We start from the raw sequence: 25,383 nt of genomic DNA, 5'->3' as shown, positions 1-25,383 counted from the left end.
CGAATTATCCGGCGTTGGCCTGGATGATGTCGTTTATCAGCTTATTGACCGGCTCAAGGCCGATTTCGCGGGCATTACTTTCGTAAACCGGAGAGCTGCGCACCTGGCTTGCCAGCATCTCGCCGCCGCGGTCGGTGGTGTTCACCTCAACCAGGGTCGAAAGGCCGATGCGCAGCGGGTGCTCTGCCAGCTGTTTTTCATCGAGCTCGATACGTACCGGCAGGCGCTGAACCACTTTGATCCAGTTGCCGGTGGCGTTCTGCGCGGGCAGCAGCGAGAAGGCGCTACCGGTGCCCATATCGAGGCCGACCACTTTACCGGTGTATTTCACATCGTCACCGTAAATATCGCTGATCACGGTGGCCGGTTGACCGATACGCATGTGCGCCAGCTGGGTTTCTTTAAAGTTGGCGTCAATCCACAGGTTGGTCGCCGGCACGACGGCCATCAGCGGGGTGGTGCTGCTGATTTGCGCGCCGGGCTGTACGGAGCGACGTGAAACGTAGCCGCTAATCGGGCTGACGATTTTCGTCCGCTGCAGGGCCAGCCAGGCGTTACGCACTTCGGTGGCCGCTTGCAGCACCGCAGGCTGCTGTTCCAGCTTCGTGCCCAGAACGATCGCCTGATTGGCGTTATATTGCTGAATCGCCACGTCCAGTTCGGCCTGCGCGCTGGCAACCGTGTCGCGCGCGTGCTGCAGCTCTTCGCGGCCAATCAGGTTGGCGGCCCCCAGCGGAATACGACGGTTAAGGTCGGTCTGCGCCTGGGAAAGCGCGGTTTTTTTCACGTCGATGCTGGCCTGCAGCTGCTTGCTGTTGATCATCTGCTGGCGCGTTTGACGTACGCTGGCGGCCAGCTGGGTTTGCGCTTTTTCAAACGCCTGCTGGGCATCGGTCTGGTCGAGGGTGACCAGCGGATCGCCTTTTTGCACGTAGTCGGTGTTGTCGGCCCAGACTTTCGTCACGCTGCCGGACACCTGCGCCATAATTTGTACCTGATTCCCTGCCACGTACGCGTCGTCGGTCTCTTCGAAGTGACGCAGTACCAAAAACCAATAAATCCCGTATGCCACGGCAACAATAATAAAGAGCAAGGTCAGCAGCAGGAGGGCGCCTTTACGTTTCCCTTTTTTGTTGCCCGGTTGCTGCGGGGTTTGGCTCTCCGCATTTGCGCTCATGTTATTCTCCACGATCTTATTATTTCACATCGGCTGAGCCGACCTGTTTATCAGAAAGGCCAGCAGAAGATCTGCTGGCCTGTCCGTTTTCCTTGTCAATCCAGAAAAATTGTTGAGCGGTTGGTTCCGCGCTTAGCGCAGAGACTCCGCAAGCACGCCATCCTCTTCCATTTGGTCAAGGCGACCAAGCAGCTTACGGGTGATGTGCTCGAGCTGATCTTTTTCGCTGGTGCTTAAAGAAGACCAGAGTTGATGCAGGCAGTTGTGCTGCGGGGGTAACACTTCGCGCAGGAACTGATGCCCCTTTTCGGTAAGCTGTAAATGCAGGCAGCGACGATCGTTATCGCTTTCGCGGCGCTCAATCCAGCCGCGTTTTTCCAGCTCGTCGGCAATGCGCGTGGCGTTGGTACGCGAAGAGCCCAGCGCGCAGCTCAGCTCGGAAGGCTGAATGCTGTGGTTTTCCTGAGACTCGAGCGTGATCAGCGCCATAAACAATGTCTCGTTAATCCCTTGCGCTTTCAGCATCTTGTTGCGGTTTTCCAGCAATTTTCCCTGCATATGCATGCAAAGACGGGTGAGCAGAATCTCCTGAAAAGGAAAGTCTTCGTGACGGCTGGCGCGGAACTTGAGCATTTGCTCAATGGGAGTAAACGAACTATCCATTTTGGTTATGACCTCATTAATTACAGTCGATATAATAACTATTGTGACAAATAAATCAAATGAATTATTGACAGAAATTGATACTTTAAGCTTATAGCCATGTGCCGATTTTCCAGACAACACCGTAGGTTAGGGCGCTTAATAGTGTAGGCAAAATAATGCTGCGCGTTTTCCAGAAAGCCAGGCCCAGCACGGCGAAGCCAGCCAGCGTGGGCAGCAGGCGGCGGGCATCGTGGAGAATTTCCGGTACGCTGGAGACCACCAGCAGCGCGCAAATAGAGGCGATGCCGATGGTGTCCAGCAGCACGCTGACCGGCCCGCGACGCGTCGGACGCGCGTTCCCGGCGCGCAGGCGCAGCGGCAGATAGCGGAACAGATAATTTACGCAGCCGACCACGACGCCGATAATTAAAACATCACTGTTCATCGGGCATCCCCTCAATGCTGGCCTGCACCAGCGCGGTCAGACAGCCGCAGACGATCCCGGCAAGGATGGCGGCGGGAATGGAAAACAGGATGATCCCCCCCAGCGCCCCTGCCAGCGCGGCGGTTACGCTAAGCGACTGCTTGCGCTGGAAAGAAGCCAGCAAAAAGCTCATAAACAGCGCGGGAAGCATAAAGCCCAGCGCCGCTTCCACCGCCGGAAAGTCGGTCAGCAGGCCGCTGCCCGAATAAGCGCCGATCAGCGTACCGAAGACCCATGACGCCCAGGACATCAAAGCGATACCGATCATCCAGTTTTCGCTCCAGCGTCGATTGTCGCGTACCAGTTTAGCGGTGGCGGCGGCAAAGACCTCATCGGTCAGGCCGAATGCCCATACCGCGGTTTTTTTCTTGCTCATCGCGCGCTGGATGCGGCTGCGCAGGGAAGGGCCGTAGAGAACGTGGCGAACGTCCATCGCCATGACGGTGAGCGCGGCGACCCACAGCGAGCTTCCCGCCGCCAGCATCGCGGTGATCACGAACTGGCTGGCGCCGGCGTAAATAATGCAGGAGAAAAACAGACTTTCCAGCGGAGTGAAGCCGAGCTTAGTGGCGTTGAGGCCGAAGGCGAAGGCCACGGGGATATAGCTGATGACGATCGGCAGGCTGTCTTTCAGGCCTTCAGCCAGCGTGGCCGCGTCAGCGGGAGGAGAGTGCGTCAATGCGTCAGGATTTTCCATAGGAATTGCTTATTGATAACTCACGTGAAAATCACATGATTAAACAGGTGGATTTACCTTAGCAGAGAGCGGTGCGGCTTAACAGTAACGAAAACGTTGATGGCTAAAGTTATGCAGTTTATTTGCATATCAATCCATCATTTAGAACAGGAGATGTCGTGTTGTGCAGGATGCGGTCTTCCCCGGGGGCGGCGCAAAGCGCCTTGCCCGGGCTACGGCTTTTGTAGCCCGGGCAGATGCGTAGCATCGCCTCCGGGAATTGGCTATAAAGTGGGAGACTATTTCTGCGCGGCCAGCGCTTCGTTCACCCAGCCGTCAAACTGCTGCTGGTGGGCTTTGATCCAGCCGTCGACGTGGCCTTGGATATCTGCTTCTGAACCATGTCCCTCGTGCATCATGGCATTCTCGGCGTTGATGTCGGCAATCGGCAGCTTCATGATGCTAAACAGCTTCGCCGCCGCCGGGTTTTTCTCGGCCCAGGCCTTATTGGCGACGATATGCATGGTGCTGACCGGGAAGCCGTAGTTGGCGCCATTAGAGAGCTTCGTGTCGATGTTTTTTTGCACACCCGGCAGGGAGGAGAATGGCACCTGCAGCCAGACGACGTCTTTACCCGGCTTCAGCACATCGCTGACCCAGTAAGGTGTCCAGGTGTAGTAGATGACCGGCTTGCCCTCTTTATAACGGGCAATGGTGTCGGCCATCATGGCGGCATAGTTACCCTGATTGTGGGTGACGGTATTATTCAGGCCATAGGCATCAAGCTGATGGTTGATCACCGCTTCACAGCCCCAGCCCGGGGTGCAGCCGGTCAGGTCGGCTTTGCCGTCGCCGTTGGTGTCAAACAGTTTGGCGATTTTCGGGTCTTTTAACTGATCGATAGATTTAATGTGGTACTGCTCGGCCGTTTTCTTATCAATCAGATAGCCCTGCGCCGCGCCGTTCACAAACACGCCTTCGCGATAGAACTTTTTATCCCCGCCGGCGGCAGCGTACATATCGTCGTGCAGGGGCTGCCAGTTGACGGCGGTAAAAGTGGCGTCGCCGGAGGCGAGCGAAGTATAGCCAACGTTGTAATCCACTTCGCTCGGCTTATCGACGGTATAACCGAGTTTCTCCAGCGCGCGGCTGACCAGCAGGGTCTGGAAGGTCTCTTCCGAAATGGTGCTCTGAATCGGCTTAACGGTAATGCCTTTGCCAGGCAGATCCGCCGCGAAGGCGGTGGTGGAAATGAGGGCGGTTAACGCTGTGGCAAGGATCGCTGTATGTCGCATCGTTGTTCCTTTTACTTATCAGAAGGGAAGTCTATCCCCCCGGCTGTCGGGGGGATGGACTCTTATTTACAGAAAGGGCGAGTTATCAGCCCCAGTGGGCCGGTTGCATACCAGCGGCGGTTGCCGCGGCTGCGCGAGTCCCGTCCTACGGCCTGAGTCAGACGGTCAAGAATAATGGCGAGGATAACAATCCCGACGCCGCCAACGGTGGCCAGGCCCATATCAAGGCGACCGATGCCGCGCAGTACCATCTGGCCGAGACCGCCAACGGCAATCATTGAGGCGATGACCACCATCGACAGGGCCAGCATCAGCGTCTGGTTTACCCCGGCCATAATCGTCGGCATGGCCAGCGGTAGCTGAACCTTAAACAACAGCTGACGCGGGCTGGCGCCGAAGGAGCGCGACGCTTCAATCAGATCCGCCGGCACCTGGTTAATCCCCAGAATGGTCAGACGAACAATCGGCGGCAGGGCGAAGATAATGGTGACCACCACGCCCGGAACGTTGCCGATACCGAACAGCATCACAATGGGCACCAGATAGACAAACGCCGGCGTGGTCTGCATCGCGTCGAGCAGCGGACGGATAATTTTCGCCGCCCGCGGGCTCCGCGCCAGCCATATCCCAAGCGGCAGGCCGATCAGCATACAAAACAGCAGCGCGGTCAGCACCAGCGCCAGGGTCACCATCGCCTGCGACCAGGCGCCGATAGCGCCGATAGCGATCAGCGAAATCAGCGTCGCCGCGCCCATGCCGACGCTGGAAATCTGCCAGGCAATCAGCGAGAAAATAATAATCGCCACCGGCGCCGGCATACCCAGCAGCAGCTGCTGGAAGGCGCTCAGGATGTAATCCACCGGTACGCGTATTCCCTGGAATACCGGACGAAAATGCATCACGACCCAGTCGATACCGTGCGTGACCCAGCTGTCGAGTGGGATCAGCGTTTTATGGAACGGGTCCATAATATTGAAGTGTTCCGGCTGCGGCGCGGGCGCGCTGCTCAGCCAGTCGGCACCTCCGCCATCGGTCGGCGCCGGCGTAGAGGTGCCCCAGGCATCGGCGGATTGCGCTGCGCTATCCGCCGCCGGTGCGGTGTCCCACGGGTTAGATTGATCAGCCATTGTTTGCCCCCTCGCGATCTAAAGCCTGCAGCAGCATCCGTTTGGAAATGATGCCGATGTACTGGTGCCCCTCGTCGACAACCGGCACCGCGCACGGTGCATGGCCGACGTGAGAGAGCAGCTCGCTGAGCGGCGTTTGCGCATCCACCGCCTGCGGTGAGTCGATTAACGCCGCATCAATTCCCTGACCTTCGCTTAGCGCGGCTTTCAGGGAATCAATGGAGACAATGCCAACAAACTTATTCCCGCGTTCAATGACGTAGCCATATTCGCGGTCTTCATCCTGCAGCAATTTCAGCGCGGAACGCGGGCCAAAGCCGGGCGTTTTGCGAATCAGCCCCACCGGGCTACGGCGGGCAATATCTTTGGCGCTGAACACCTGGCTAATATCGACGCCGCGGAAGAAGGTTCGGACATAATCATTGGCCGGATTATTGAGTATTTCATCCGGCGTGCCGACCTGAACCACTTCACCATTTTGCATAATGGCAATCCGATCGCCAATACGCATGGCTTCATCAAGATCGTGGGAAATAAAGACCACGGTACGCTGATGTCTGGCCTGTAATTTAGTGAGCTCATCCTGCATCTCGGTACGAATTAACGGGTCGAGCGCGGAGAAGGCTTCATCCATTAACAGAATATCGGGATTAATCGCCAGCGCGCGGGCGAGACCAACGCGCTGGCGCATGCCGCCGGAGAGTTCGTCCGGGTAGGCATGAGCATAGTTTTCCAGGCCGACCTGGCGCAGCGCCTCCAGCGCTTTCTCCTGGCGTTCCTGAGTCGGCACGCCGGCCAGCTCCATGCCGAAAGCAGCGTTGTCGAGCACGGTCATATGCGGCATAAGCGCAAAGGATTGAAAAACCATCGCAATTTTTTTTCTGCGCACCTCGCGGAGCTCGGCGTCAGAGATTTTAGCGATATCGACGCCGTCGATCAGGACCTGGCCGCGGGTGGGTTCAATCAGGCGATTGAGAAGGCGAACCATGGTAGATTTCCCCGATCCGGAGAGCCCCATGATGACGAATATCTCGCCTTCTTCAATGGTCAGACTGGCGTTCTTTACGCCAAGCGATAACCCCGTCTTTTCCAGTATTTGTTCTTTCGATAGTCCTTTATCGATATATTTGAAAGCCCGCTGCGGGTGCTCGCCAAATATCTTATAGAGATTCTTGATTTCTAATTTAATTGCCATGCAATAGAGTGTTTCCTGTTATTTATTAATATCGATACGGTACCCGGTGATGATAATTGCTTTTTTACACCCTAACATACTGAGAATCTGTGACAACCCTTTATGTGGCGTTGCCAGGGAAATGCGCAAGGGAGAATTCCGGTGCATCCCCCGTGATATAAGGGCTGAGCGCGAATGACTTGTGGTCGATATTTTTTAGTTATGTTGCGTTAATTCAGGCGAAAATCGAGGGCATGCTGTTGAATATGACACGGTGATGACCGAAAGATATTGAGTGAGGCGAAAACAAATAATGTGAAATAAATCACCAGGAAATATGCTGATATATTCCTGGTGAAAGTAAGGCTAAAAGTCCCAATCGCCGTCGACGGTTTCTTCCGCTTTTCCCATCACATACGATGAACCTGAACCGGAAAAGAAGTCGTGGTTTTCGTCGGCATTCGGCGAAAGCGCGGCGAGGATCGCCGGATTGACGGCGGCCATTTCCGCCGGGAACAGCGCCTCGTAGCCGAGGTTCATCAGCGCCTTATTGGCGTTGTAGCAGAGAAAGGCGTTGACCTCCTCAATCCAGCCGCTATCGGCGTACAGTTCGCGGGTGTAGGCCAGTTCGTTGTCATACAGATCCATCAACAGGTCGAGGGCGAAGTTTTTCATCTCCTCGCGCTTCTCGGCGCTGACTATTTCCAGCCCTTTCTGGAATTTGTAGCCAATGTAATAACCGTGTACCGCTTCATCGCGGATGATCAGGCGAATCAGATCGGCGGTGTTGGTCATCTTCCCCCGGCTGGAGAAGTACATCGGCAGCCAGAAGCCGGAGTAGAAGAGGAACGATTCGAGAAAGACGCTGGCGATTTTTTTCTTCAGCGGTTCATCTGCCTGATAGTACTCCAGCATCAGCTGCGCTTTGCGCTGCAGCGGCGCGTTTTGTTCGCTCCAGGCATAGGCGGCATCGACGTCTTTGGTCTGGCAGAGCGTCGAGAAAATGGAGCTGTAGGAGCGGGCGTGCACCGCCTCCATAAAGCTGACGTTCGACAGCACCGCTTCCTCATGCGGGGTGAGGGCGTCGGCCATCAGCGCCGGGGCGCCAACGGTATTCTGGATGGTATCGAGCAGCGTCAGGCCGGTGAAGACGCGAATCGTTAGCTGCTGTTCCGCCGGCGTGAGCGTTTGCCAGGCGGGGATATCGTTAGACAGCGGCACCTTCTCCGGCAACCAGAAGTTGCTGGTCAGCCGATTCCAGACCTCCAGATCCTTATCATCTTCAATTTTGTTCCAGTTGATGGCGCTGATGCGCGATAAATGGGTCATCCTGTTCTCCTTACAGCGCGCAGGACACGCAGCCTTCGATTTCGGTACCTTCCAGCGCCAGCTGGCGCAGACGGATGTAATAGAGCGTTTTGATGCCTTTCTTCCACGCGTAGATTTGCGCTTTATTGATATCGCGCGTGGTGGCGGTATCGGGGAAGAATAGGGTCAGCGACAGCCCCTGATCGACATGGCGCGTCGCCTCGGCGTAGGTGTCGATGATCTTCTGCGGGCCGATTTCGTAAGCGTCCTGATACAGCGCCAGGTTGTCGTTGGTCATAAACGGCGCCGGATAGTAAACGCGTCCGGTTTTCCCCTCCTTGCGGATCTCTATCTTCGACACGATCGGATGGATGCTGGAGGTCGCGTGGTTGATGTACGAAATAGAGCCCGTCGGCGGCACCGCCTGCAGGTTGCGGTTATAAATGCCGTAGCGCATCACGTCATCGCGCAGCTGCCGCCACATATCGCGGTCGGGCAGGACAATACCGGCACGGGCAAACAGCGCGCGGACTTTCGCCGTTTTCGGCTGCCAGTCGCCTTCCAGGTAGGGGCGGAAATAATCACCGCTGGCGTACCGCGACTGCTCGAATCCGGCAAAACGCGTGCCTTTTTCCCGCGCTATCAGCATCGAGGTACGCAGCGCGTGCCAGGTGATGGTATAGAAATAGAAATTGGTGAAATCCAGCCCCGCTTCGCTGCCGTAGGCAATACCTTCGCGCGCCAGATAGCCGTGCAGATTCATCTGCCCAAGGCCGATGGCGTGCGAGGCGGCATTGCCCGCCGCGACCGACGGTACCGAACGGATATCGCTCATTTCGGACACCGCGGTCAGACCGCGCACCGCGACCTCAACCGTGCGGGCGAAATCAGGAGAGTCCATAGTATGGGCGATATTCAGCGAGCCGAGGTTGCAGGAGATATCCTGGCCGATGCTGGCGTAATCCAGGTTTTCGTCAAAGGTAGAAGGCGCGTTAACCTGTAGGATCTCCGAGCACAGGTTGCTCATATTGATGCGCCCGGCAATTGGGTTCGCGCGATTAACCGTGTCTTCAAACATGATGTACGGATAGCCGGATTCAAACTGAATTTCCGCCAGCCGCTGGAACAGATCGCGGGCGCGGATCCAGCGCTTGCTGACCCGCGCGTCGGCCACCAGTTGTGCATACATTTCGCTTACCGCGATATCGCCGAACGGTCTACCGTACAGGCGCTCGACGTCGTAGGGCGAGAAGAGCGCCATCTGCGCATCTTCTTTCGCTAGCTGAAAGGTGATATCCGGAATCACCACCCCGAGCGAGAGCGTTTTAATGCGGATTTTTTCATCGGCGTTCTCGCGTTTGGTATCAAGGAAACGCAGGATATCGGGATGATGGGCGTGCAGATAGACCGCGCCGGCCCCCTGGCGCGCGCCGAGCTGGTTGGCGTAGGAGAAGGCGTCTTCCAGCATTTTCATCACCGGTACCACGCCGGAGGACTGATTCTCGATGCGCTTGATTGGCGCCCCGGCTTCGCGAAGATTGGAGAGCAGAAACGCCACGCCGCCGCCGCGCTTGGATAGCTGTAGCGCCGAGTTCACCGCCCGGCCAATGGATTCCATATTGTCTTCGATGCGCAGCAGAAAGCAGGAGACCAGCTCGCCGCGCTGCTGTTTACCCGCGTTGAGGAACGTCGGCGTGGCGGGCTGAAAACGTCCGGAGAGGATCTCATCGGTTAGCTGCCGGGCCAGCGCCTCGTTACCCTGCGCCAGGGCCAGGGCTACCATGCAGGTGCGGTCGCCAAAGCCTTCAAGGTAGCGCTTACCATCGAAGGTTTTCAGCGCGTAGCTGGTATAGAACTTCCATGCGCCGAGAAACGTCTGGAAGCGAAAACCGTAGTCCTGAGCGTACGCGAACAGCGCATGAATAAACGAGCGATCGTAGCGGGCCAGCACCCTGGCGTCGTAATAGCCTTCGGCGACCAGCCACGTCAGCTTGTCGTCCTGGCTGGTAAAGGGCACGGTATTCGGCTCAACGTGGTTGGCCATAAACGCCGCTACCGCCTGATGGTCTTTGTCAAACGGAATGCGGCCGTTGCTGTCGTAGAGATTCAGCATCGCGTTGAGGGCGTGGAAATCCGGCGCCTCGGTGGTTATACGTTCTGCGGTTGTCGTTGCCAAAATTCGCTTACTCCTTTACGCACGTTGTCGACATCTTGCGGGGTGCCCATCAGCTCAAAGCGATAGAGATACGGTACGCCGCATTTCTGCTTGATGACGTCGCCTGCCCGGCCGTAGGCCTCGCCAAAATTACGATTGCCCGCGGCGATGACGCCGCGAATGAGCTGGCGGTTATGCGGATCGTTGAGGAAACGGATCGCCTGCCGGGGGACCGCGCCCGCCGTGCCGCCGCCGCCATAGCTGGGGACGATAAGAATGTAGGGTTCGTCTACCTGGATGTGCTCGCGTTCGTTAAGCGGTATACGCACGGCGGGCAGCCCCAGACGCTGGACGAACCGGTGCGTATTTTCGGAACTGCTGGAGAAGTAGACGATCAGGCTCATACGCTGGCCGCTGACGCTGTCGGGCGCAGGCGATTGATCATATCGGGACGGAAGCCGGACCAGCGGGTCTCTCCGGCAATCACCACCGGCAGCTGACGGAAACCCTGCTCGCGCAGCATATCGACGGCTTCAGGATGGTGGTCGATGTTGATCATGTCGAATTCAAACCCGCGGGTTTCCATGGCCCGTTTAGTGGCATGGCATTGCACGCAGTCGTTTTTAGTGTAAATAGTAATGCGCATGATTCGTATTTCCATTTAAGATAACAGTACGACGTAAAATTGATGTCGCCTGCTATGGGTTATCGTTGAAGGAAATACTAGATGTAGTTATTTAAAAGTTCAACAACTCAATATATATGGTTTTTGTAAAGGTTAGCCCCCGCGGGAGGATCCGGCGGGGGGCGGGAATTCTTGCCGTGAAATTACAGGCGCATACTCACCGCCAGACGATTAAAGGCGTTCATCAGGCTGATGGCGAAGGTCAGATCGCTGATCTGGCGGGCGCTGAAATGGTCCAGCAGCGGCTGATAAACGGCGTCTTCCGCATGGCTTTCGGCGATATGGGTCACCGATTCCGCCCACGCCAGCGCCGCGCGTTCCGCATCGCTGAAATGGGCGCTCACCCGCCAGCCTGCCAGCGCGTCCAGCTTGTTTTGCGCGACGCCGGATTTACGCAGGGCTTTGCTGTGCATCTCCAGACAGAAGGCGCAGCCGTTGATTTGCGATACCCGCAAATACACCAGCTCGATCAGCGCGCCATCCAGCTCGCTTTTTTCCAGCGCAATTTTGGCCTGAACCAGGGCGTTATAGACTTCCGGGCTCAGTTCATTGTACGGCTGACGTAGTGTGTTCATTTTACTCTCCTCATTAAGACGCGAGGAAAATAGCACTATAATGGACTGCATAAGATAGCCATATTGCGATGAAAAAAGCAGACCATGATGGACGGTAAAAAAATTCCGCACTACCAGCGCATTGCCCGACAGCTTAAGCAGGCGATTGAGCGCGGTGAGCTGGCTCCGGGCAGCAGGCTGCCTGCAAGTCGGGTCTATGCTCAGGAGCTTGGCGTGTCGCGGGCGACGATTGAGAACGCCTGGGGAGATCTGGTGGCGCAGGGATGGCTGGAGCGGCGCGGACAGGCGGGGACCTTTGTCAGCGATCGGCTGCTGCCGCAGCAAAACGCGCCCGTTCAGCCCGTCGAGGGCGATGAACCCGCGGCGCCGCTGCCGTTTCAACTGGGGCTGCCCGCGCTGGATCTGTTTCCACGCGGCCTGTGGGCGCGCGTGATGGGTCGGCGTCTGCGTACACAAACGCGTTTTGACCTCGCGCCAGGCGATCCCAGCGGTGAACCGACGCTTCGCCGGGCGATCGTCGATTATTTGCGTCTGTCGCGCAGTATTGAGTGTCGGTCTGAGCAGGTCTTGATCACCGGTTGCTACGCGGCCTCGATGCGCCTTATTTTGCGCACGCTGGCGCGGCCTGGCCAGCAAATGTGGATGGAAGATCCGGGGTTTCCGCTGATCCGGCCGGTAGTGAACGACGAGGGGGTGGCGATCAATCCCGTTCCGGTCGACGACGACGGGATGGATATTCCCTGGGCGCAGCGGCATTACCCGAGTGCCCATTTCGCGCTGCTGACCCCGGCTCATCAAAGCCCGCTCGGCGTGGCGCTATCGCTGGCCAGGCGCAGACAGCTCCTGCTATGGGCGGCGCAGAATAACGCGTGGATTATCGAAGATGATTACGATAGCGAATTCCGCTATCACGGTAAGCCGCTGCCGCCGCTGAAAAGCCTCGACGCCCCGCAGCGGGTCATCTATGCCGGGGCGTTCAGCAAGTCTTTGTTCCCGGCATTACGCGCGGCCTGGCTGGTGGTGCCTGAGCCGCTGGTGGCGCCGTTTCGTGAACAGGCCGCGCTGATGTGCTGTAGCGTGCCGACGCTGTGGCAGCAGACGCTGGCGGATTTTATTCGCGAAGGCCACTTCTGGCGGCATCTGAAGAAAATGCGCGCCAGCTATGCCCAGCGCCGACTGTGGCTTGAGTCGGCGCTGCGGGCGCAGGGATTCACCGTCGTGCCTCAGGCGGGCGGGATCCAGATGGTGGTCAGGGTTGTCGGAGACGATCGGCCTCTGGCGCAGCGCGCCAGACGGGCCGGTCTGGCCGTACAGGCGCTGAGCGACTGGCGGATGGAGACTCGGGGAGAAGGGGGGCTGATAATGAGCTTCACCAACCTGACGTCGGCAGAAATGGCGAATCAGGCTGTGCGTAAGCTTTATGTCGCGCTTTACCCGCAGAGATAACAAAAACCCCTGCAGTGCAGGGGTAGACGCGTATTTGTTATCTTCATGGGTCTGGCTGTTTTATTATCGACGTAAATTCAGCAATACGCCAATAAATACCCCAACGGCAGCTGCGGCGCCGACGCTTTGCCACGGTTTATCGCGCACGTAGCTGTCTGCGCAGCCCATGGCATCGCACGCCGCCTGCTGAACGCGGTTATTGCCGTTAAGCCGCGCGCGGGTCTCTTTCAGCAGCGCCTGCGCTTTTTTACGCGCGGCCTCCGCTTCGTCCTTGGCGTCGCTGCCCCATGATTTCAGCACCTCTTCCAGCGTATCCGCTAATTGGCTGACATCATTATGGATATCTTCAGCGCTCTCTTCTACGTTGTTGCGGTTTGCTCGGTTGGCCATTGGTTTCTCCCTTAATTCCATTGAGTCTATAAGTGTAGGACAAGTTTTTGAATTATGCTGTAAATAGCCCTTTATGGAATATTCCGAAAGCGTTGCCTTTAATGAATAAGGTAAGGTTAACGTGCGGTAAAAGATAATGAGGAATGAGTATGTATTTAAGACCCGATGAGGTGGCGCGTGTTCTTGAAAAAGCCGGCTTCACCATGGATGTTGTGACGCAAAAAGCGTACGGCTATCGCCGTGGCGATAATTATGTTTATGTGAACCGTGAAGCTCGTATGGGGCGTACCGCGTTAATTATTCATCCGGCTTTAAAAGAGCGCAGCACAACGCTTGCGGAGCCCGCGTCGGATATCAAAACCTGCGATCACTACGAGCAGTTCCCGCTCTATTTAGCGGGCGATGCTCAGCAGCATTATGGTATTCCACACGGGTTCAGTTCGCGCATGGCGCTTGAGCGTTTTCTGAGTGGCCTGTTTGGCGAAACGCAGTATAGCTGACAAAAAGCGGCTGGCTGAACCAGTCGCTTTTTTGTATCAACTCAGGCTTTGGCCTGCTGATAGGGGCTGACGCGAAACAGGCGGCGGCAGTAGTCGAGGAAATAGCCGTACGCTGCGCCCATCATCATCGATACCACGATGTTGGAACTTACCGCCGCGGCGATCTGATGCCAGTCGGCGCCGACAACCAGCAGAATCGCGACGTATACCGGCGACTGGAACGTCACATAGGCCACCACATCCGCAATATTCTTCATCCAGCCGGACGGGCTAATGCGGCGCGCCTGGCGCATCGCGAAATCGCGATAAAAACCGTAAGGCACGGCAATAATAATGTTCACCGGAATCGCCACCAGTCTCGAAGATAACGACTGCTGGAAAGTCATTCCGGAGAGAAAAATTTCGATCATCATGTTCACAACGGTGCAGTACACCACCATCGCAAAGGTGTCTGCTACCGCATGACGCAAGCGGGACTGCGCAGAGAACATTGGTATGCTCCTCGAAAATGAAGTCGATAATGCCAAAAGATTCGCGGTTATTCAGCGTTTTTGGGTGCCTGTTTTGATGTGCGTAGATTATATCTCTGCATTAAAAGAGGCAACTAGCTATAAATTTTTATTTAAAGGCTTTTGGTCGATAAAATACTCTGCGTCAGGCTATTTTTTGTTCGTTACGCTACTTTTGTTCTCTTTACTGATTTTTTTATTGTTTTTCAATTGGTTGTAAAATAAATACGTCATATAGATGAGAGCCAATCCGGGTTGTAAGGGGGGATTTCGCGACAGAATCGCGTAGCGGTGTGAGTTGTGTCACTTTTGGCGTTTTTTACACGTATAAAAGAGGAATGGCAGCATTATATGCTGATTTGTCTGCTGGGTGGACATTCGGATTTTTTGCATGACTATTCTATAAACGCCCGTAGCGCCCTGCGAGGCGCAACCGTAAATATACGGATAACCTGCTGAGCATACAGGTAATAAGATAAAGACGTTGCCTGGCGAATAGTATTATTTGCAAAAGAATTTATTCAGTGTTGATAATTTCGCTTTTATCGATTTGTTTGCCTTATTAATTGCTAAACATTTCTGGTGCTATATCAGGAATTAGTGAAAGGCTGGAAATACATTATCATATCAATTAAACTAGCGCCGTAATCTTTGTTTCATTTGCTATTTGGGAATTTTTTGAATTATATGTCATTACTATTAGAGAAATTGAATAATATCCGTTCACTTCGCGCCATGTCCCGTGAATTCTCCATTGACGTGCTTGAAGATATGCTGGCAAAGCTAAGGACCGTCACTGAAGAAAAACGCGCTGAGGAGCAGGCGGCTCAGGCGCTGCGCGCAGAACATCAGGAAAAAATAAATACCTGGCTGGAATTAATGATGGCTGACGGCATTACCCCTGAACAATTAGCGGGCTACAATAGCGCTTCCCCGAAAGGGAGCAAAAAGCGCCAGCCGCGTCCGGCTAAATATCGTTTTACCGACCATACCGGCGCCGAGAAAACCTGGACCGGGCAGGGACGTATGCCGAAGCCGCTGGCTAAAGCGGTGGCTGAGGGAAAATCCCTCGATAGCTTCCTGATCTAATATTGAAAACGGTGGGGAGACCCACCGTTATCGTTAGCCGGCTTAATCAGCACACGCCAAAATCGCCGTCTTCTTTATAAGCCGTCACATCGGCGGCCTTCAGCGTATATTTCTCACCCTGCTCGTTGCTTGCCTGAACGGCAATAATGCGATCGTCCTGGACTTCAACGACTTTAAGTTTTGGCCCACCCGCGCGCGGTTGTACCAGGTCACCGACTGAAAACATACTGCTTCTCCTGTGTGCTGATGAATCTTTTCGCTGACATAACCATAGCTCAGCAAAAGCGTTACCAACAGTCTCTCAAAAGAGGTAGAGGCTAGCGACGGTTCCAGGGCATCAAAGCCAAAAGACGCGCCATACCGCAAAACCCGGTAATACCGGCAAAGGTTAAGCCGGCGCCGACGAAGGCGCTAAGCAGAAAAAAGCCGCTGCTGAAAGCATAACCTAAAGCGACGCCAAGCAAAATCAGGGCGCCGGCGACGATCTGTACCTGACGCATAAGCGGCAGCGGCTGTGATTTATCCTCTTTCACCGGCAGACCGGCCGCTTTCCACGCCTGAATTCCGCCAGCCAGCAGCTTTACCTGCGCCGGTGCGGCGGCCTGCGCCAGACGGGCCGCGTTATTTTGGGTGCGCGATCCCGCCTGACAGTGAAAAATAATCGTCTCTTCGGGACTGGCGTGCAGCGCTGCGCCATTCGTCAGCGTCGCCAGCGGCACGAGCTCCGCTCCGGGAATATGCTCGCGGGCGTATTCATCGGCATCGCGGATATCGATCAGCCGGCCGCCCCGGGCGACGAGCGCCTGGGCTTCGGCAGGCGAAAGAGTAGCAATAGGCATAAAGGCTCCTTAAGGACAATAGATTGACTTCAGCGCGGCGACGATTTGCTGAACCGCTGGCCGGGTAATGAAGTAGTGAATGCGCTGCGCCTGACGTTCGCAGCCGATCAGGCCTTCATCACGCATCCGCGCCAGATGCTGGGAAGTTGCGGAGGGGCTCAGCCCGGTTATCCGCGCCAGTTCGCCGGCGCTGGTGCCCGGCGCATCGCATAGCATGCACAGAATCAATAGCCTGCTGGGATGGCTCATGGCTTTCAGCAGCGCGGCGGCTTCACCGGCGCTGGCCTGTAGCTGTTCGGGTGTATTCATTTATTTTAGTCTTTTCTAAATTTAGTAAAGTCTAAAATAAAAAAGCGTATTACGCCAGCAATGGCTGCCGCTGTGGCTAAGCAGCGTGGCCAAAACCAGGACGATTCTTGAGCGCCGGGTTAAGCGTAACTTAAGCCAGGGTGGCGATAATGACGGAAATAAGACTGTCGCGAGCTACCGCCATGAACGCACTGGAAACCCTTAATCAAAGCGCCTTTTTAGCGCTGAACGCATCGCCCGGCACGCCGGAGGCGATCCTGGCACTGGCACGTTTTTCAGCGAGCGGGATCATCTTTGTGGTTCCGGCCATTCTGCTCTGGCTGTGGTTTTCCGGCGGGCGGCAGGGTCATCGGCAGGCGCTGTTTTGTACCTTGAGTATTCTGATCGCGCTGGGATTGGGATCGATCTGCGGAATGCTGCTGTTTCATCCGCGGCCGTTTATGATCCCGCTCGGCCATACCTGGATAAATCATCCGGCGGATAACTCTTTCCCGAGCGACCACGGCACGGTGATGTTTAGCGCCGCGTTTGCACTGCTCTCGCTGCGCTCACGCGCCGCGGGGCTCTTTCTGCTGCTGGCGGCGCTGCCCGTGGCCTGGTCGCGGATCTTTCTTGGGGTTCACTTTCCGCTGGACATGGTGGGGGCGGCGTTGGTTTCAGCCTGCGGCGTCTGCGTCGCGAAGCTTATCTGGTCGGGCATTGGGCACCGCTTAACCTCCCTGTGTGAAGCGATAAGCAGACGCCTGTTCGCCTGGCTACCGCCGCGCTTCACGCCCTGAGCGAATCAGAAGGCTATGCGCTATGGCTTCCGCGACGGGCCGCACGGCGATACAGCGTACTGCGCGCGACGCCTAACGCCTGCGCGGCCTTACTGATGTTGCCGTTATAGCTTGCCAGCGTGTCGGCAATCAGCTGCGCATCGTGCTGCTGAAGCCCGCGCAGCGGGCGGGCGGCGGGCGGGCTTCGATACTCCTGGGGCAAATCATCTATCCCCAGCGTTTCACCCTCTTCGGCGAGGGCCAGCAGTACCCTCAACACACTTTGCAGCTGGCGGACGTTGCCCGGCCAGGGATGAGACGTCAGGTGTTGCACAACTTCCGGGGCCAGCGCGATGCGACGCTTTTCTCCGCCCAGCTCGCGCCACAATCGTTGGATAAACCCGGATAGTTCAGGCCATTCGCGCAAGGGCGGCAGCGTTAAAGCAAACTCACGCAGGCGGTAGAGCAGGTCTTCGCGGAAGGTCCCTTCCGCGACGCGCTGCGCCAGATTGCGGTGGGTGGCGCAAATCACCGCGAAATTAACCGGCGAGCTCTGGCTGGCGCCAAGCGGCGTGACCTCTTTCTCCTGTAAGATCCTCAGCAGCCGGGTCTGAAGCGTTAACGGCATATCGCCAATCTCATCAAGAAACAGTACGCCGCCGTCGGCTTCGCGAATCTTGCCGATGTAGCCGTTTTTGTTTGCGCCGGTAAACGCCCCGGGCTGGTAGCCAAACAGCTCGGATTCAATCAGTGATTCCGGCAGCGCGGCGCAGTTGATGGCGACGAATTTGCCGCCGCTCCAGCGGCTGTGCCGATGCAGGGTACGGCTGACGTACTCTTTGCCGCAGCCGGTTTCGCCTTCGATACACAACCCAATCCCGGCGTTAAGCAGGCGCAGCAGCTTTTCGCCTTCGCGCTGGCTGGAGAAAGGCAGCTCGAGGGTGGGGCGCGCGGTCACTGCCACGCCAGCGGTCACGGGAGCGCGTAGACGGTAATAGTAGTTTCGATCTCCGGCGACGAGCGGCAGCGGTACGCTGACGGCGGTTTGCCGCAGCTGCGGAAAAAGCTGCTGGAACGTGAGGTGGCCGAACCGATCTGCGTTAAGTGAGAACTCGCGCATCGCCAGCCGGTTAGCCGCCATCAGCACATTGTCGGTAAAGACCAGCAGACATTCGTCGACGCCGTCGAGCTTTTCCAGCTGAGGATGCAGGCTCATCAGCCACTGTTGCGGATGCAGACTCTGTTTAACCCACAGATATTCTATCTGCTTCGCGGCGCCTTTTACCCACGCCAGCGTGCGGGCGTGCGGGTACCGGGCCGGGCCGGAGATATCCAGCACCCCGGCTATTTTGCCATCGGGACTTTGCAGCGGCACGGCGGCGCAATAAAGACCCTGGTTACTGGTCAGAAAATGCTGGCGGCCATCGATTTCGCAGCTGTCGTCAATCGCCAGCGCGGTGCCAATGGCGTTGGTTCCGCGTCCGCTTTCGCTCCACAGGTTGCCCGGCGCTAAAGCGAAGCGCTGCGCTTTCTGCATGGCGTGCGTATCGCCAAAGGTTTGCAAAACCAGACCGCTGGCGTCAGAGAGAACCACGACGGATTGCAGAGCGTTGACTTTGCGGGATAGCTCATTAACGACCGGCTGGGCCAGCGTTTGCAGGCGGCTGTGTCTGGCGAGCCTGTCGGCCAGTTCGCTGGCGTGCAGGCGAGGGAAGTCATCCGTGGCGGGGTCGAGGCCATAGCGCTGGCTACGGCACCAGGAGTCGCTGAGCAGCGGGTTCGCTTCGATCTCTGGCGTCAGGGCAAACGGATTTCCTGGCACGGGACACCTCGTCGTTTAATTTGTGTTGCAATATTGTAGCTATATGGTTTTCGTGGTGTTGCGATTTGCGACACATAAGAGAGATTCTGTGCGACAGAAAGTGACGTGACCTATCTAATTTATTGAAAATTAATTTCTTTTTTAAAATATAAAAAATGGCATAACCCCTGCAATAGACGAGAGACGCAGCGAGCCGCCGTACAAAACTAATATGCCGCTGCCCTCAACCCTACATGAAGGAGATTCGCGATGCGTTATGCTCATCCTGACACACCGGGCGCTTTGGTTTCACTGAAGTCAGCCTACGGTAACTTTATTGACGGTAAATTTGTTGAACCCATCGGTGGAGAATTCTTTATGAATACCTCCCCGGTCGACGGTAGCAACATCGGGCAGTTTCCGCGTTCTGATGCCAAAGATATCGACTTCGCCCTTGATGCGGCGCACCGGGCCGCCGACGCCTGGGGCAAAACGTCGGCTCAGCACCGCGCTAATCTGCTGCTGCAGGTTGCCGACCGTATTGAGGCCAATCTGGAATATCTGGCGGTAGCGGAGAGCTGGGATAACGGTAAGCCGATCCGCGAAACCCTCAACGCCGACCTGCCGCTGGCGGTCGATCACTTCCGCTATTTCGCCGGCTGCCTGCGCGCGCAGGAGGGAAGCACGGCGGAGATTGATGAAACGACGGTGGCTTATCACTTCCATGAGCCTCTCGGCGTGGTCGGACAAATTATTCCGTGGAACTTCCCGCTGCTGATGGCCGCCTGGAAGCTCGCTCCGGCGCTGGCTGCGGGCAACTGCGTGGTGCTGAAACCGGCAGAGCAGACGCCGCTCAGCATTACATTGCTGCTGGAGATTATTGGCGATCTGTTCCCGGCGGGCGTCCTTAACGTGGTTCAGGGATTTGGCAAAGAGGCGGGCGAAGCGCTGGCAACCAGTAAACGCATCGCCAAAATCGCCTTTACCGGCTCAACGCCGGTAGGCCGCCATATCATGGCCTGCGCGGCGGAAAACATTATCCCCTGTACCGTTGAGCTGGGCGGTAAATCGCCGAACATCTACTTTGCCGACGTGATGGAAGGCGAAGAAGAGTATATCGAGAAGGCGGTTGAAGGCCTGGTTCTGGGCTTCTTTAATCAGGGCGAGGTCTGCACCTGCCCGTCCCGCGCGCTGATTCAGGAGTCTATTTACGAGCCCTTTATGGCGCGGGTCATGGAGAAGGTGGCGCAAATTCGCCGCGGCGACCCCTTTGATACCGATACGATGATCGGCGCGCAGGCGTCGCGTCAGCAGTTCGATAAGATCCTTTCCTATATTAAGATCGCTCGCGATGAAGGCGGAAAGATCCTGACCGGCGGCGAACGCGCCAGCATCTCTGCCGAACTGGATAACGGTTTCTATATTCAGCCGACGCTGATTCAGGGCCGCAACGATATGCGCAGCTTCCAGGAGGAGATCTTTGGCCCGGTTATCGGCGTCACCACCTTTAAAGATGAAGCCGAGGCGCTGGCTATTGCAAACCAAACCCAGTTTGGCCTTGGGGCCGGGGTGTGGACGCGGGATACCAACCTGGCTTATCGCATGGGGCGCGGCATTAAGGCCGGTCGGGTGTGGACCAACTGCTATCACATCTACCCTGCGCACGCCGCGTTCGGCGGCTACAAACAGTCCGGCGTAGGGCGCGAAACCCATAAGATGGCGCTCAATGCCTATCAGCAGACGAAGAACCTGCTGGTGAGCTACGGTACCGCGCCGCTGGGCCTGTTCTGATCGTCCCTGTCAGCTATTTATTTTAGGATAACCCGCAATCTTCAGCATCGATTGCGGGTTTATTATTCCACAAAGAAAGTATTGTTATTCATCTTTCCTCTCCGGCTTTCAGATGAAATACACTTGTCATCAATATCTCCTGCTTATAATGACTCGCGTGATTATTGTTTATTCGACAACGAAAATAAGATAAAAGCCAATCTAAGATTTATCCTAATATTCTATAAAAACCCAGTCCGCTCACAGAATTATTGCCGAAAAATCGCGGTGAAATTAGGGGTGATTGTTAAATTACACCGCCTGATGTTGCTTTTTGATGTTATTGCATCGTGATTTTTGGTTGCATTAATTAACAATGCGCATAATGTTTTTAATATTATCTTTATATGTAAAATAAAACAGCATTTCATTAACATAACAAAATATTGCGATTTGTAATCGGTAGGGATAGTATTTATTTGTTACCTTAATAAAGGGTTTATCAATTTCGCCGAAGAACTTCTTTTTATCAAAATAGCCAATTAAGCAGCTTATTTTTGCTGCCTGATGTCCTGCGGACGGAACGCGAATATTATTAACATGGAGGATCTGCACGCAGATTTGCCCGGGGCTTAATCCCTCGCGCGCAATCTGTCGAAAATATAAGTTAGAGATGAGATGAATAATGAAAACGCAATTTCGTATTATGGCAATGTTTGTCGGTGCTCTGGTGTCCGCTAGCGCATTATCCTCGCCTTCACAACCCGCCAGATCGGCAATGACCGTTAACCCCGGTTCTAATGCGGGCACGCAGGGGACGGGTGGGCAGGTCGAATTTACCGGATCGATTACCGATTCCTCCTGTAATGTTGATAGCACCAGCGCAAATCAGAGCGTCGATCTGGGGAAATGGGCGAGCAGCTATTTTACCGGCGCAGGTTCTGAAACGACCAAAACCGCCTTCCATATCAAAGTGAAAGATTGTCCTTCTACCGTTACCACCGTCTCGGTGCTGTTTGACGGTACCCGCGATACCAACAATAGCGATCTGCTGGCGATTAACGGTACCGCAAGTGGGGTAGCGATAAAGCTGTATGAAGATGATAAGTCGACGCCGGTTGATCTCGGCGCCGTCTCACGCGGCCACAGCGTTACCGCTGGCGCGAGCGGCGCGGCAACGGGTACCGCCGATCTGGAATTCTTTGCTGACTATGTCTCAACCAGCGCGGTTTCCGCCGGTTCTGCCAACGGTACGGCCAACTTCAATATGGTTTACAACTAATACCCTGGAAGCGGGTAAAGCTGCGGTTATTCATGGCTTCCCACGCCGGGTAAGCCGCCAGCCGCCGCCGCCCGGCTGAAATAGGGTCGGCATAATTAATGCAGATTATTTATCAGCTTCAGGCAGTGATACCCGCTTTTATTATTCCCGGACGGTAGTCATTATGAAACGAACGATCGCCGCGATAGCCTTTTTATTGCTATCAACTGCGGCACAGGCCGGTATTGTCATGGGAGGAACCCGTGTTGTTTATCAGGAAGGGAAACGTGAAGCCGCAATATCGGTCACCAACGCTGATACTCATTCACCTTATCTGGTGCAATCGTGGGTAGAAAACTATACGGAAAACAATAAAAGCCGGGTGCCTTTTATTGTGACGCCGCCGCTTTTCCGTCTCGATCCTGAACAGCAGAACGTATTGCGTATTAACTATATTGGTGGAACGCTGCCCACCGATCGCGAATCCGTTTTTTGGCTCAATGTGAAAAGTATTGCACCAACGAAACAAGATGAAGTGAACAAGCTTCAGGTCAATATTAAATCAAAGTTTAAGATCTTCTATCGCCCGAATGGTCTGGCGGGCGAGCCTGACGATGCATGGCGCAAGCTGACGTTTAACATTGAAGGTTCCAGGCTGGTTGCCCAAAACCCGACGCCCTATTTTGTCTCCTTTTTTGTTATTTCGGTTGGCGGTACAGATATTCCGCAACCCGGCATGATTGGCCCCTTTGATCATAAAGCGTGGCCGATTACTCATTCCGGGGTAGTTAAATGGCGCGCCATTAATGACTTCGGTGGTATTACGGATTACGCGCAACAGTAATTAATTTGCTTCGCCTGGTCAGGATATTGTGAAAAATAACACTTCGGATATGACTTCCGTTTATTCGGCGATCGCGGCGCCAACCGGCGGGATTTTATTATTGCCGACGGCGCTTTTTCTGCTGTACCAAAGCGGTATCGCGCGGGCGGAGGACTACTTTGATCCGGCGGCATTAGAATTTACCAATCCGCAGCAAAAGACCGCTGATTTACACTATTTTGCTAAAGCAGGCGGCCAGCAGCCCGGGACATACCCGGTCAGCATTTGGGTGAATAACCAGGAGATAGCCCAAGGTGAGGTGACATTTGTCGACAGCAACGGCGAACTGCGGCCGCAGTTAACCCCGGCGCAGCTGGCGGAATATGGCGTCAACGTCAGCGCTTTCCCGGCGTTTAATACCCTGCATGAGGGAGAAACGTTTACTCGCATCGAGCGCTACATCCCCGATGCCAGCAGCCGTTTTGATTTCGCCACTCAGCGTCTGAACTTAAGTATTCCCCAGGCGGCCATGAACGCCCAAAGCCGCGGATACGTGGATCCGGCACGCTGGGATGATGGTATCCCGGCGGCGTTTGTTAACTATAACCTGACCGGGTCGCAAACCCGGCAGACGGATGACAGCAGCCGCTCCAGCTACCTGAATCTACGCAGCGGGGTTAACCTCGGCGCCTGGCGCCTGCGTAACGTCTCGTCGATGGAGTATGACCGGACCCGGCGCTGGAATTCACAGAGTACCTGGCTACAGCGCGACCTGAAGTCACTCAAAAGCCTGCTGCGGATGGGCGATACCTTTACGACCGGCGACGTTTTCGACAGCGTGCAGTTTCGCGGCGTTCAGCTGATGTCCGATGATGAAATGCTGCCGGATAGCCAGCGCGGCTTCGCCCCGACGATCCGCGGAATGGCGCACAGCAACGCCAAAGTCACCATCTCCCAGCATGGCTACGTTATCTATGAAACGTTCGTCTCGCCGGGAGCGTTTGCGATAAACGACCTCTATCCAACGGCGCAAAGCGGCGATCTCGAGGTGCAGGTAAAAGAGAGCGATGGTTCGGTGCGGACCTTTACCCAGCCCTTTTCAGCCGTCCCGTTTATGCTGCGGGAAGGACGCGTGAAATTCAGCCTGAGCGCCGGACGCTACCATTCGGAGCAGAGCCAGGCGCGCTCGCCGACGTTTTTGCAGGGTACGCTCTTTTATGGGCTACCGGCTGAATTCACGCTCTACGGCGGTAGCCAGCTGGCGCAGGATTACCAGTCGTGGGCGCTCGGCGTCGGGCGCGGTTTTGGCGAGCTCGGATCGCTTGGAGGCGATGCGACATGGGCGAACACCACGACGCCGTCGGGAAAGCGCTCGGCCGGCCATTCGGTACGGGTGCAGTACCAGAAGGATTTTGCCGGCACCGGCACCTCATTTAGCCTCGCCAGCTATCGCTACTCCTCAGGCGGTTATTACGACTTCAGCGAAGCCAGCGCGCTTGAGAGCCGCAATGGCCTGCTGGATAACAAGCGCAGCCGCGAAGAGGTCTCCCTTTCTCAGGCGTTTGGCGGTATGAGCAGCCTGGCGATTTCCGCCTGGTCGCAGGAGTACTGGCACCGCCAGAGCCGCGATGAAACGATCCATCTCGGTTTTTACAGCGCCTGGCGAGGCGTTTCGTGGGGCGTGGGTTATTACTACACCCAGTCATCCGATCGCCAAAAAGACGATCGCTCGTGGTCCTTGAACCTGAGCATTCCGCTTGGCGGCCCGCTGTCCGAGAGCGCGGTTAGCTACAGCACCACCTCCGACAATAACGGACGCACCTCGCAGCAGGCGTCGCTGTACGGTTCGCTTCCGCGCAATCCCAATCTCTACTACTCCCTTCAGCAGGGCTACGTTAACGGCGGCCAGGGCAGCAACAGCAGCGCATCGCTCGATTACCACGGCGGCTATGGAACCGCGCAGCTCGGCTATCGCCGCGATAGCGCAAGCCATCAGCTGACCTGGGGCGCATCGGGGTCCATCGTCGCCCATCCTCATGGCGTGACGCTGGGTCAGACCGTCGGCGAAAGCTTTGCCATCGTACGCGCGCCGGGTGCCGCCGACGTGGCGATTCAGAACGGCAGCAACGTGCATACCGACTGGCGGGGCTATGCGGTGGTGCCCTCGCTGACGGCGTATCGCAAAAACACCATTACGCTCGATACCGAATCGCTGGCCGACGATGCCGATGTTGAACTTGAAGGACAGACGGTGAGCCCCGGCGGCGGGGCGGTGGTGCAGGCAAACTATCAGACCCACATCGGCAGCCGCGTGCTGTTTACCCTTCGCGATAGCCACGGCCCGCTGCCGTTCGGCGCCAGCGTTCGCCTGCGTAAAGCAGAAGACGATCGGGGCGCGGCGCCGGGCGGCATGGTGGCGGATGGCGGGCAGGTCTATCTGAGCGGTATTCCGCAAGAAGGGACGCTCGATGCCGCCTGGAACGCCGACAATCTCTCACGGAGATGCGCGCTGCATTTCCATCTTACCGATACCGTACAGCAGGGGCAGAGTCCGGTTAAAATCGTCTCTGGCCTCTGCCAGTAGGTC

26 protein-coding genes are annotated in these 25,383 nt (G+C 56.0%); 8 read left to right on the top strand and 18 right to left on the bottom strand.

Translation table 11 applies throughout. The annotated features are described in order from the left end of the window. Positions 1–4 precede the first annotated feature (4 nt). The 12 genes from emrA to ABLU88_RS26765 all read right to left on the bottom strand — a co-directional run bounded on the left by emrA (position 5) and on the right by ABLU88_RS26765 (position 11,301). A complete protein-coding gene (gene emrA / locus ABLU88_RS26820; RefSeq protein WP_049082122.1) occupies positions 5–1,177 on the bottom strand; it encodes a multidrug efflux MFS transporter periplasmic adaptor subunit EmrA in 1,173 nt (390 codons plus the stop codon). Positions 1,178–1,309: 132 nt separating this feature from the next. Next, positions 1,310–1,840 (bottom strand): transcriptional repressor MprA, encoded by a 531-nt coding sequence (gene mprA, locus ABLU88_RS26815; protein WP_004104785.1) that lies wholly within the window; start codon positions 1,838–1,840, stop codon positions 1,310–1,312. 91 nt (positions 1,841–1,931) lie between these two features. Then, positions 1,932–2,267, bottom strand: a complete 336-nt coding sequence (gene ygaH / locus ABLU88_RS26810) for an L-valine transporter subunit YgaH (RefSeq protein WP_009652550.1) — start codon at positions 2,265–2,267, stop codon at positions 1,932–1,934. After that, positions 2,257–3,003 carry an AzlC family ABC transporter permease gene (locus tag ABLU88_RS26805; protein WP_048260163.1) on the bottom strand — a complete coding sequence of 249 codons (747 nt, stop codon included), beginning with the start codon at positions 3,001–3,003 and terminating at the stop codon, positions 2,257–2,259. The genes ygaH and ABLU88_RS26805 overlap by 11 nt, the downstream gene beginning before the upstream one ends. 278 nt (positions 3,004–3,281) lie before the next feature. Next, positions 3,282–4,277, bottom strand: coding sequence for a glycine betaine/L-proline ABC transporter substrate-binding protein ProX (gene proX / locus ABLU88_RS26800; protein WP_014226500.1), 996 nt, complete (start codon positions 4,275–4,277; stop codon positions 3,282–3,284). 62 nt (positions 4,278–4,339) lie between these two features. Then, complete coding sequence (gene proW, locus ABLU88_RS26795) at positions 4,340–5,404, bottom strand: glycine betaine/L-proline ABC transporter permease ProW (protein ID WP_004853456.1); 1,065 nt, start codon at positions 5,402–5,404, stop codon at positions 4,340–4,342. Further along, the gene (gene proV, locus ABLU88_RS26790; RefSeq protein WP_014226499.1) at positions 5,397–6,599 is read right to left on the bottom strand and encodes a glycine betaine/L-proline ABC transporter ATP-binding protein ProV; all 1,203 of its coding nucleotides are present in this window, start codon (positions 6,597–6,599) and stop codon (positions 5,397–5,399) included. The genes proW and proV overlap by 8 nt, the downstream gene beginning before the upstream one ends. Positions 6,600–6,944: 345 nt before the next feature. Then, complete coding sequence (gene nrdF, locus ABLU88_RS26785; protein WP_014226498.1) at positions 6,945–7,907, bottom strand: class 1b ribonucleoside-diphosphate reductase subunit beta; 963 nt, start codon at positions 7,905–7,907, stop codon at positions 6,945–6,947. Positions 7,908–7,917: 10 nt separating this feature from the next. Next, positions 7,918–10,062 (bottom strand): class 1b ribonucleoside-diphosphate reductase subunit alpha, encoded by a 2,145-nt coding sequence (nrdE, locus tag ABLU88_RS26780; protein ID WP_025107292.1) that lies wholly within the window; start codon positions 10,060–10,062, stop codon positions 7,918–7,920. Then, positions 10,035–10,445, bottom strand: coding sequence for a class Ib ribonucleoside-diphosphate reductase assembly flavoprotein NrdI (nrdI, locus tag ABLU88_RS26775; protein WP_025107293.1), 411 nt, complete (start codon positions 10,443–10,445; stop codon positions 10,035–10,037). Before nrdI ends, nrdE begins: the two co-directional genes overlap by 28 nt. After that, positions 10,442–10,687, bottom strand: coding sequence for a glutaredoxin-like protein NrdH (gene nrdH / locus ABLU88_RS26770; protein WP_004853449.1), 246 nt, complete (start codon positions 10,685–10,687; stop codon positions 10,442–10,444). The genes nrdI and nrdH overlap by 4 nt, the downstream gene beginning before the upstream one ends. A gap of 182 nt (positions 10,688–10,869) precedes the next feature. Beyond that, positions 10,870–11,301, bottom strand: coding sequence for a carboxymuconolactone decarboxylase family protein (locus ABLU88_RS26765; RefSeq protein ID WP_004853446.1), 432 nt, complete (start codon positions 11,299–11,301; stop codon positions 10,870–10,872). A gap of 87 nt (positions 11,302–11,388) precedes the next feature. Here ABLU88_RS26765 and ABLU88_RS26760 point away from each other — a divergent pair, with 87 nt between their 5' ends. After that, positions 11,389–12,747: a PLP-dependent aminotransferase family protein gene (locus ABLU88_RS26760; RefSeq protein ID WP_057173705.1), complete on the top strand. Its 1,359-nt coding sequence runs from the start codon at positions 11,389–11,391 to the stop codon at positions 12,745–12,747. A 63-nt stretch (positions 12,748–12,810) separates the two neighbouring features. Here the strand turns inward: ABLU88_RS26760 and ABLU88_RS26755 are convergent, their stop codons facing one another. After that, positions 12,811–13,137 (bottom strand): DUF883 family protein, encoded by a 327-nt coding sequence (locus ABLU88_RS26755; RefSeq protein ID WP_004123945.1) that lies wholly within the window; start codon positions 13,135–13,137, stop codon positions 12,811–12,813. Positions 13,138–13,286: 149 nt separating this feature from the next. Between ABLU88_RS26755 and ABLU88_RS26750 the strand changes: the two genes are divergently transcribed. Further along, complete coding sequence (locus ABLU88_RS26750; protein ID WP_004123942.1) at positions 13,287–13,637, top strand: DUF2002 family protein; 351 nt, start codon at positions 13,287–13,289, stop codon at positions 13,635–13,637. 41 nt (positions 13,638–13,678) lie between these two features. Here ABLU88_RS26750 and alaE read toward each other — a convergent pair whose 3' ends face one another. Beyond that, a complete protein-coding gene (alaE, locus tag ABLU88_RS26745; RefSeq protein ID WP_014839290.1) occupies positions 13,679–14,128 on the bottom strand; it encodes an L-alanine exporter AlaE in 450 nt (149 codons plus the stop codon). A 705-nt stretch (positions 14,129–14,833) separates the two neighbouring features. On the opposite strand from alaE, the gene stpA reads away from it, so the two are divergent. Then, entirely contained in the window at positions 14,834–15,235 is a 402-nt protein-coding gene (gene stpA / locus ABLU88_RS26740; protein ID WP_014839288.1) for a DNA-binding protein StpA, read from the top strand. Positions 15,236–15,281: 46 nt separating this feature from the next. On the opposite strand, the gene ABLU88_RS26735 is transcribed toward stpA, so the two are convergent. The 3 genes from ABLU88_RS26735 to ABLU88_RS26725 form a co-directional block, all read right to left on the bottom strand. Beyond that, positions 15,282–15,461, bottom strand: a complete 180-nt coding sequence (locus ABLU88_RS26735; RefSeq protein ID WP_014226493.1) for a hypothetical protein — start codon at positions 15,459–15,461, stop codon at positions 15,282–15,284. Positions 15,462–15,552: 91 nt separating this feature from the next. After that, positions 15,553–16,074 carry a rhodanese family protein gene (locus tag ABLU88_RS26730; RefSeq protein WP_014226492.1) on the bottom strand — a complete coding sequence of 174 codons (522 nt, stop codon included), beginning with the start codon at positions 16,072–16,074 and terminating at the stop codon, positions 15,553–15,555. 9 nt (positions 16,075–16,083) lie between these two features. Next, positions 16,084–16,383, bottom strand: a complete 300-nt coding sequence (locus ABLU88_RS26725; protein WP_014226491.1) for a metalloregulator ArsR/SmtB family transcription factor — start codon at positions 16,381–16,383, stop codon at positions 16,084–16,086. Between the two features lie 182 nt (positions 16,384–16,565). On the opposite strand from ABLU88_RS26725, the gene ABLU88_RS26720 reads away from it, so the two are divergent. Then, positions 16,566–17,162 (top strand): phosphatase PAP2 family protein, encoded by a 597-nt coding sequence (locus ABLU88_RS26720; RefSeq protein WP_025107295.1) that lies wholly within the window; start codon positions 16,566–16,568, stop codon positions 17,160–17,162. A 13-nt stretch (positions 17,163–17,175) separates the two neighbouring features. On the opposite strand, the gene ABLU88_RS26715 is transcribed toward ABLU88_RS26720, so the two are convergent. Beyond that, the gene (locus ABLU88_RS26715) at positions 17,176–18,963 is read right to left on the bottom strand and encodes a sigma-54-dependent Fis family transcriptional regulator (protein ID WP_025107296.1); all 1,788 of its coding nucleotides are present in this window, start codon (positions 18,961–18,963) and stop codon (positions 17,176–17,178) included. 249 nt (positions 18,964–19,212) lie between these two features. Between ABLU88_RS26715 and ABLU88_RS26710 the strand changes: the two genes are divergently transcribed. The 4 genes from ABLU88_RS26710 (at position 19,213) to ABLU88_RS26695 (ending at position 25,380) form a co-directional block, all read left to right on the top strand. Next, positions 19,213–20,733: an aldehyde dehydrogenase family protein gene (locus ABLU88_RS26710; protein WP_025107297.1), complete on the top strand. Its 1,521-nt coding sequence runs from the start codon at positions 19,213–19,215 to the stop codon at positions 20,731–20,733. A 664-nt stretch (positions 20,734–21,397) separates the two neighbouring features. Next, positions 21,398–21,994, top strand: a complete 597-nt coding sequence (locus tag ABLU88_RS26705; protein ID WP_014226488.1) for a fimbrial protein — start codon at positions 21,398–21,400, stop codon at positions 21,992–21,994. A gap of 163 nt (positions 21,995–22,157) precedes the next feature. Further along, positions 22,158–22,817: a molecular chaperone gene (locus ABLU88_RS26700; protein ID WP_033836968.1), complete on the top strand. Its 660-nt coding sequence runs from the start codon at positions 22,158–22,160 to the stop codon at positions 22,815–22,817. Between the two features lie 28 nt (positions 22,818–22,845). Beyond that, entirely contained in the window at positions 22,846–25,380 is a 2,535-nt protein-coding gene (locus ABLU88_RS26695; RefSeq protein WP_348838611.1) for a fimbria/pilus outer membrane usher protein, read from the top strand. Positions 25,381–25,383: the final 3 nt, after the last annotated feature.

It is taken from the genome of Klebsiella sp. GW_Kp182 (assembly GCF_040062275.1).
GTDB lineage: Bacteria > Pseudomonadota > Gammaproteobacteria > Enterobacterales > Enterobacteriaceae > Klebsiella > Klebsiella michiganensis.
The sequence above is the reverse complement of the archived record's forward strand: the minus strand, read 5'-3'. Positions and strand labels throughout refer to the sequence as shown.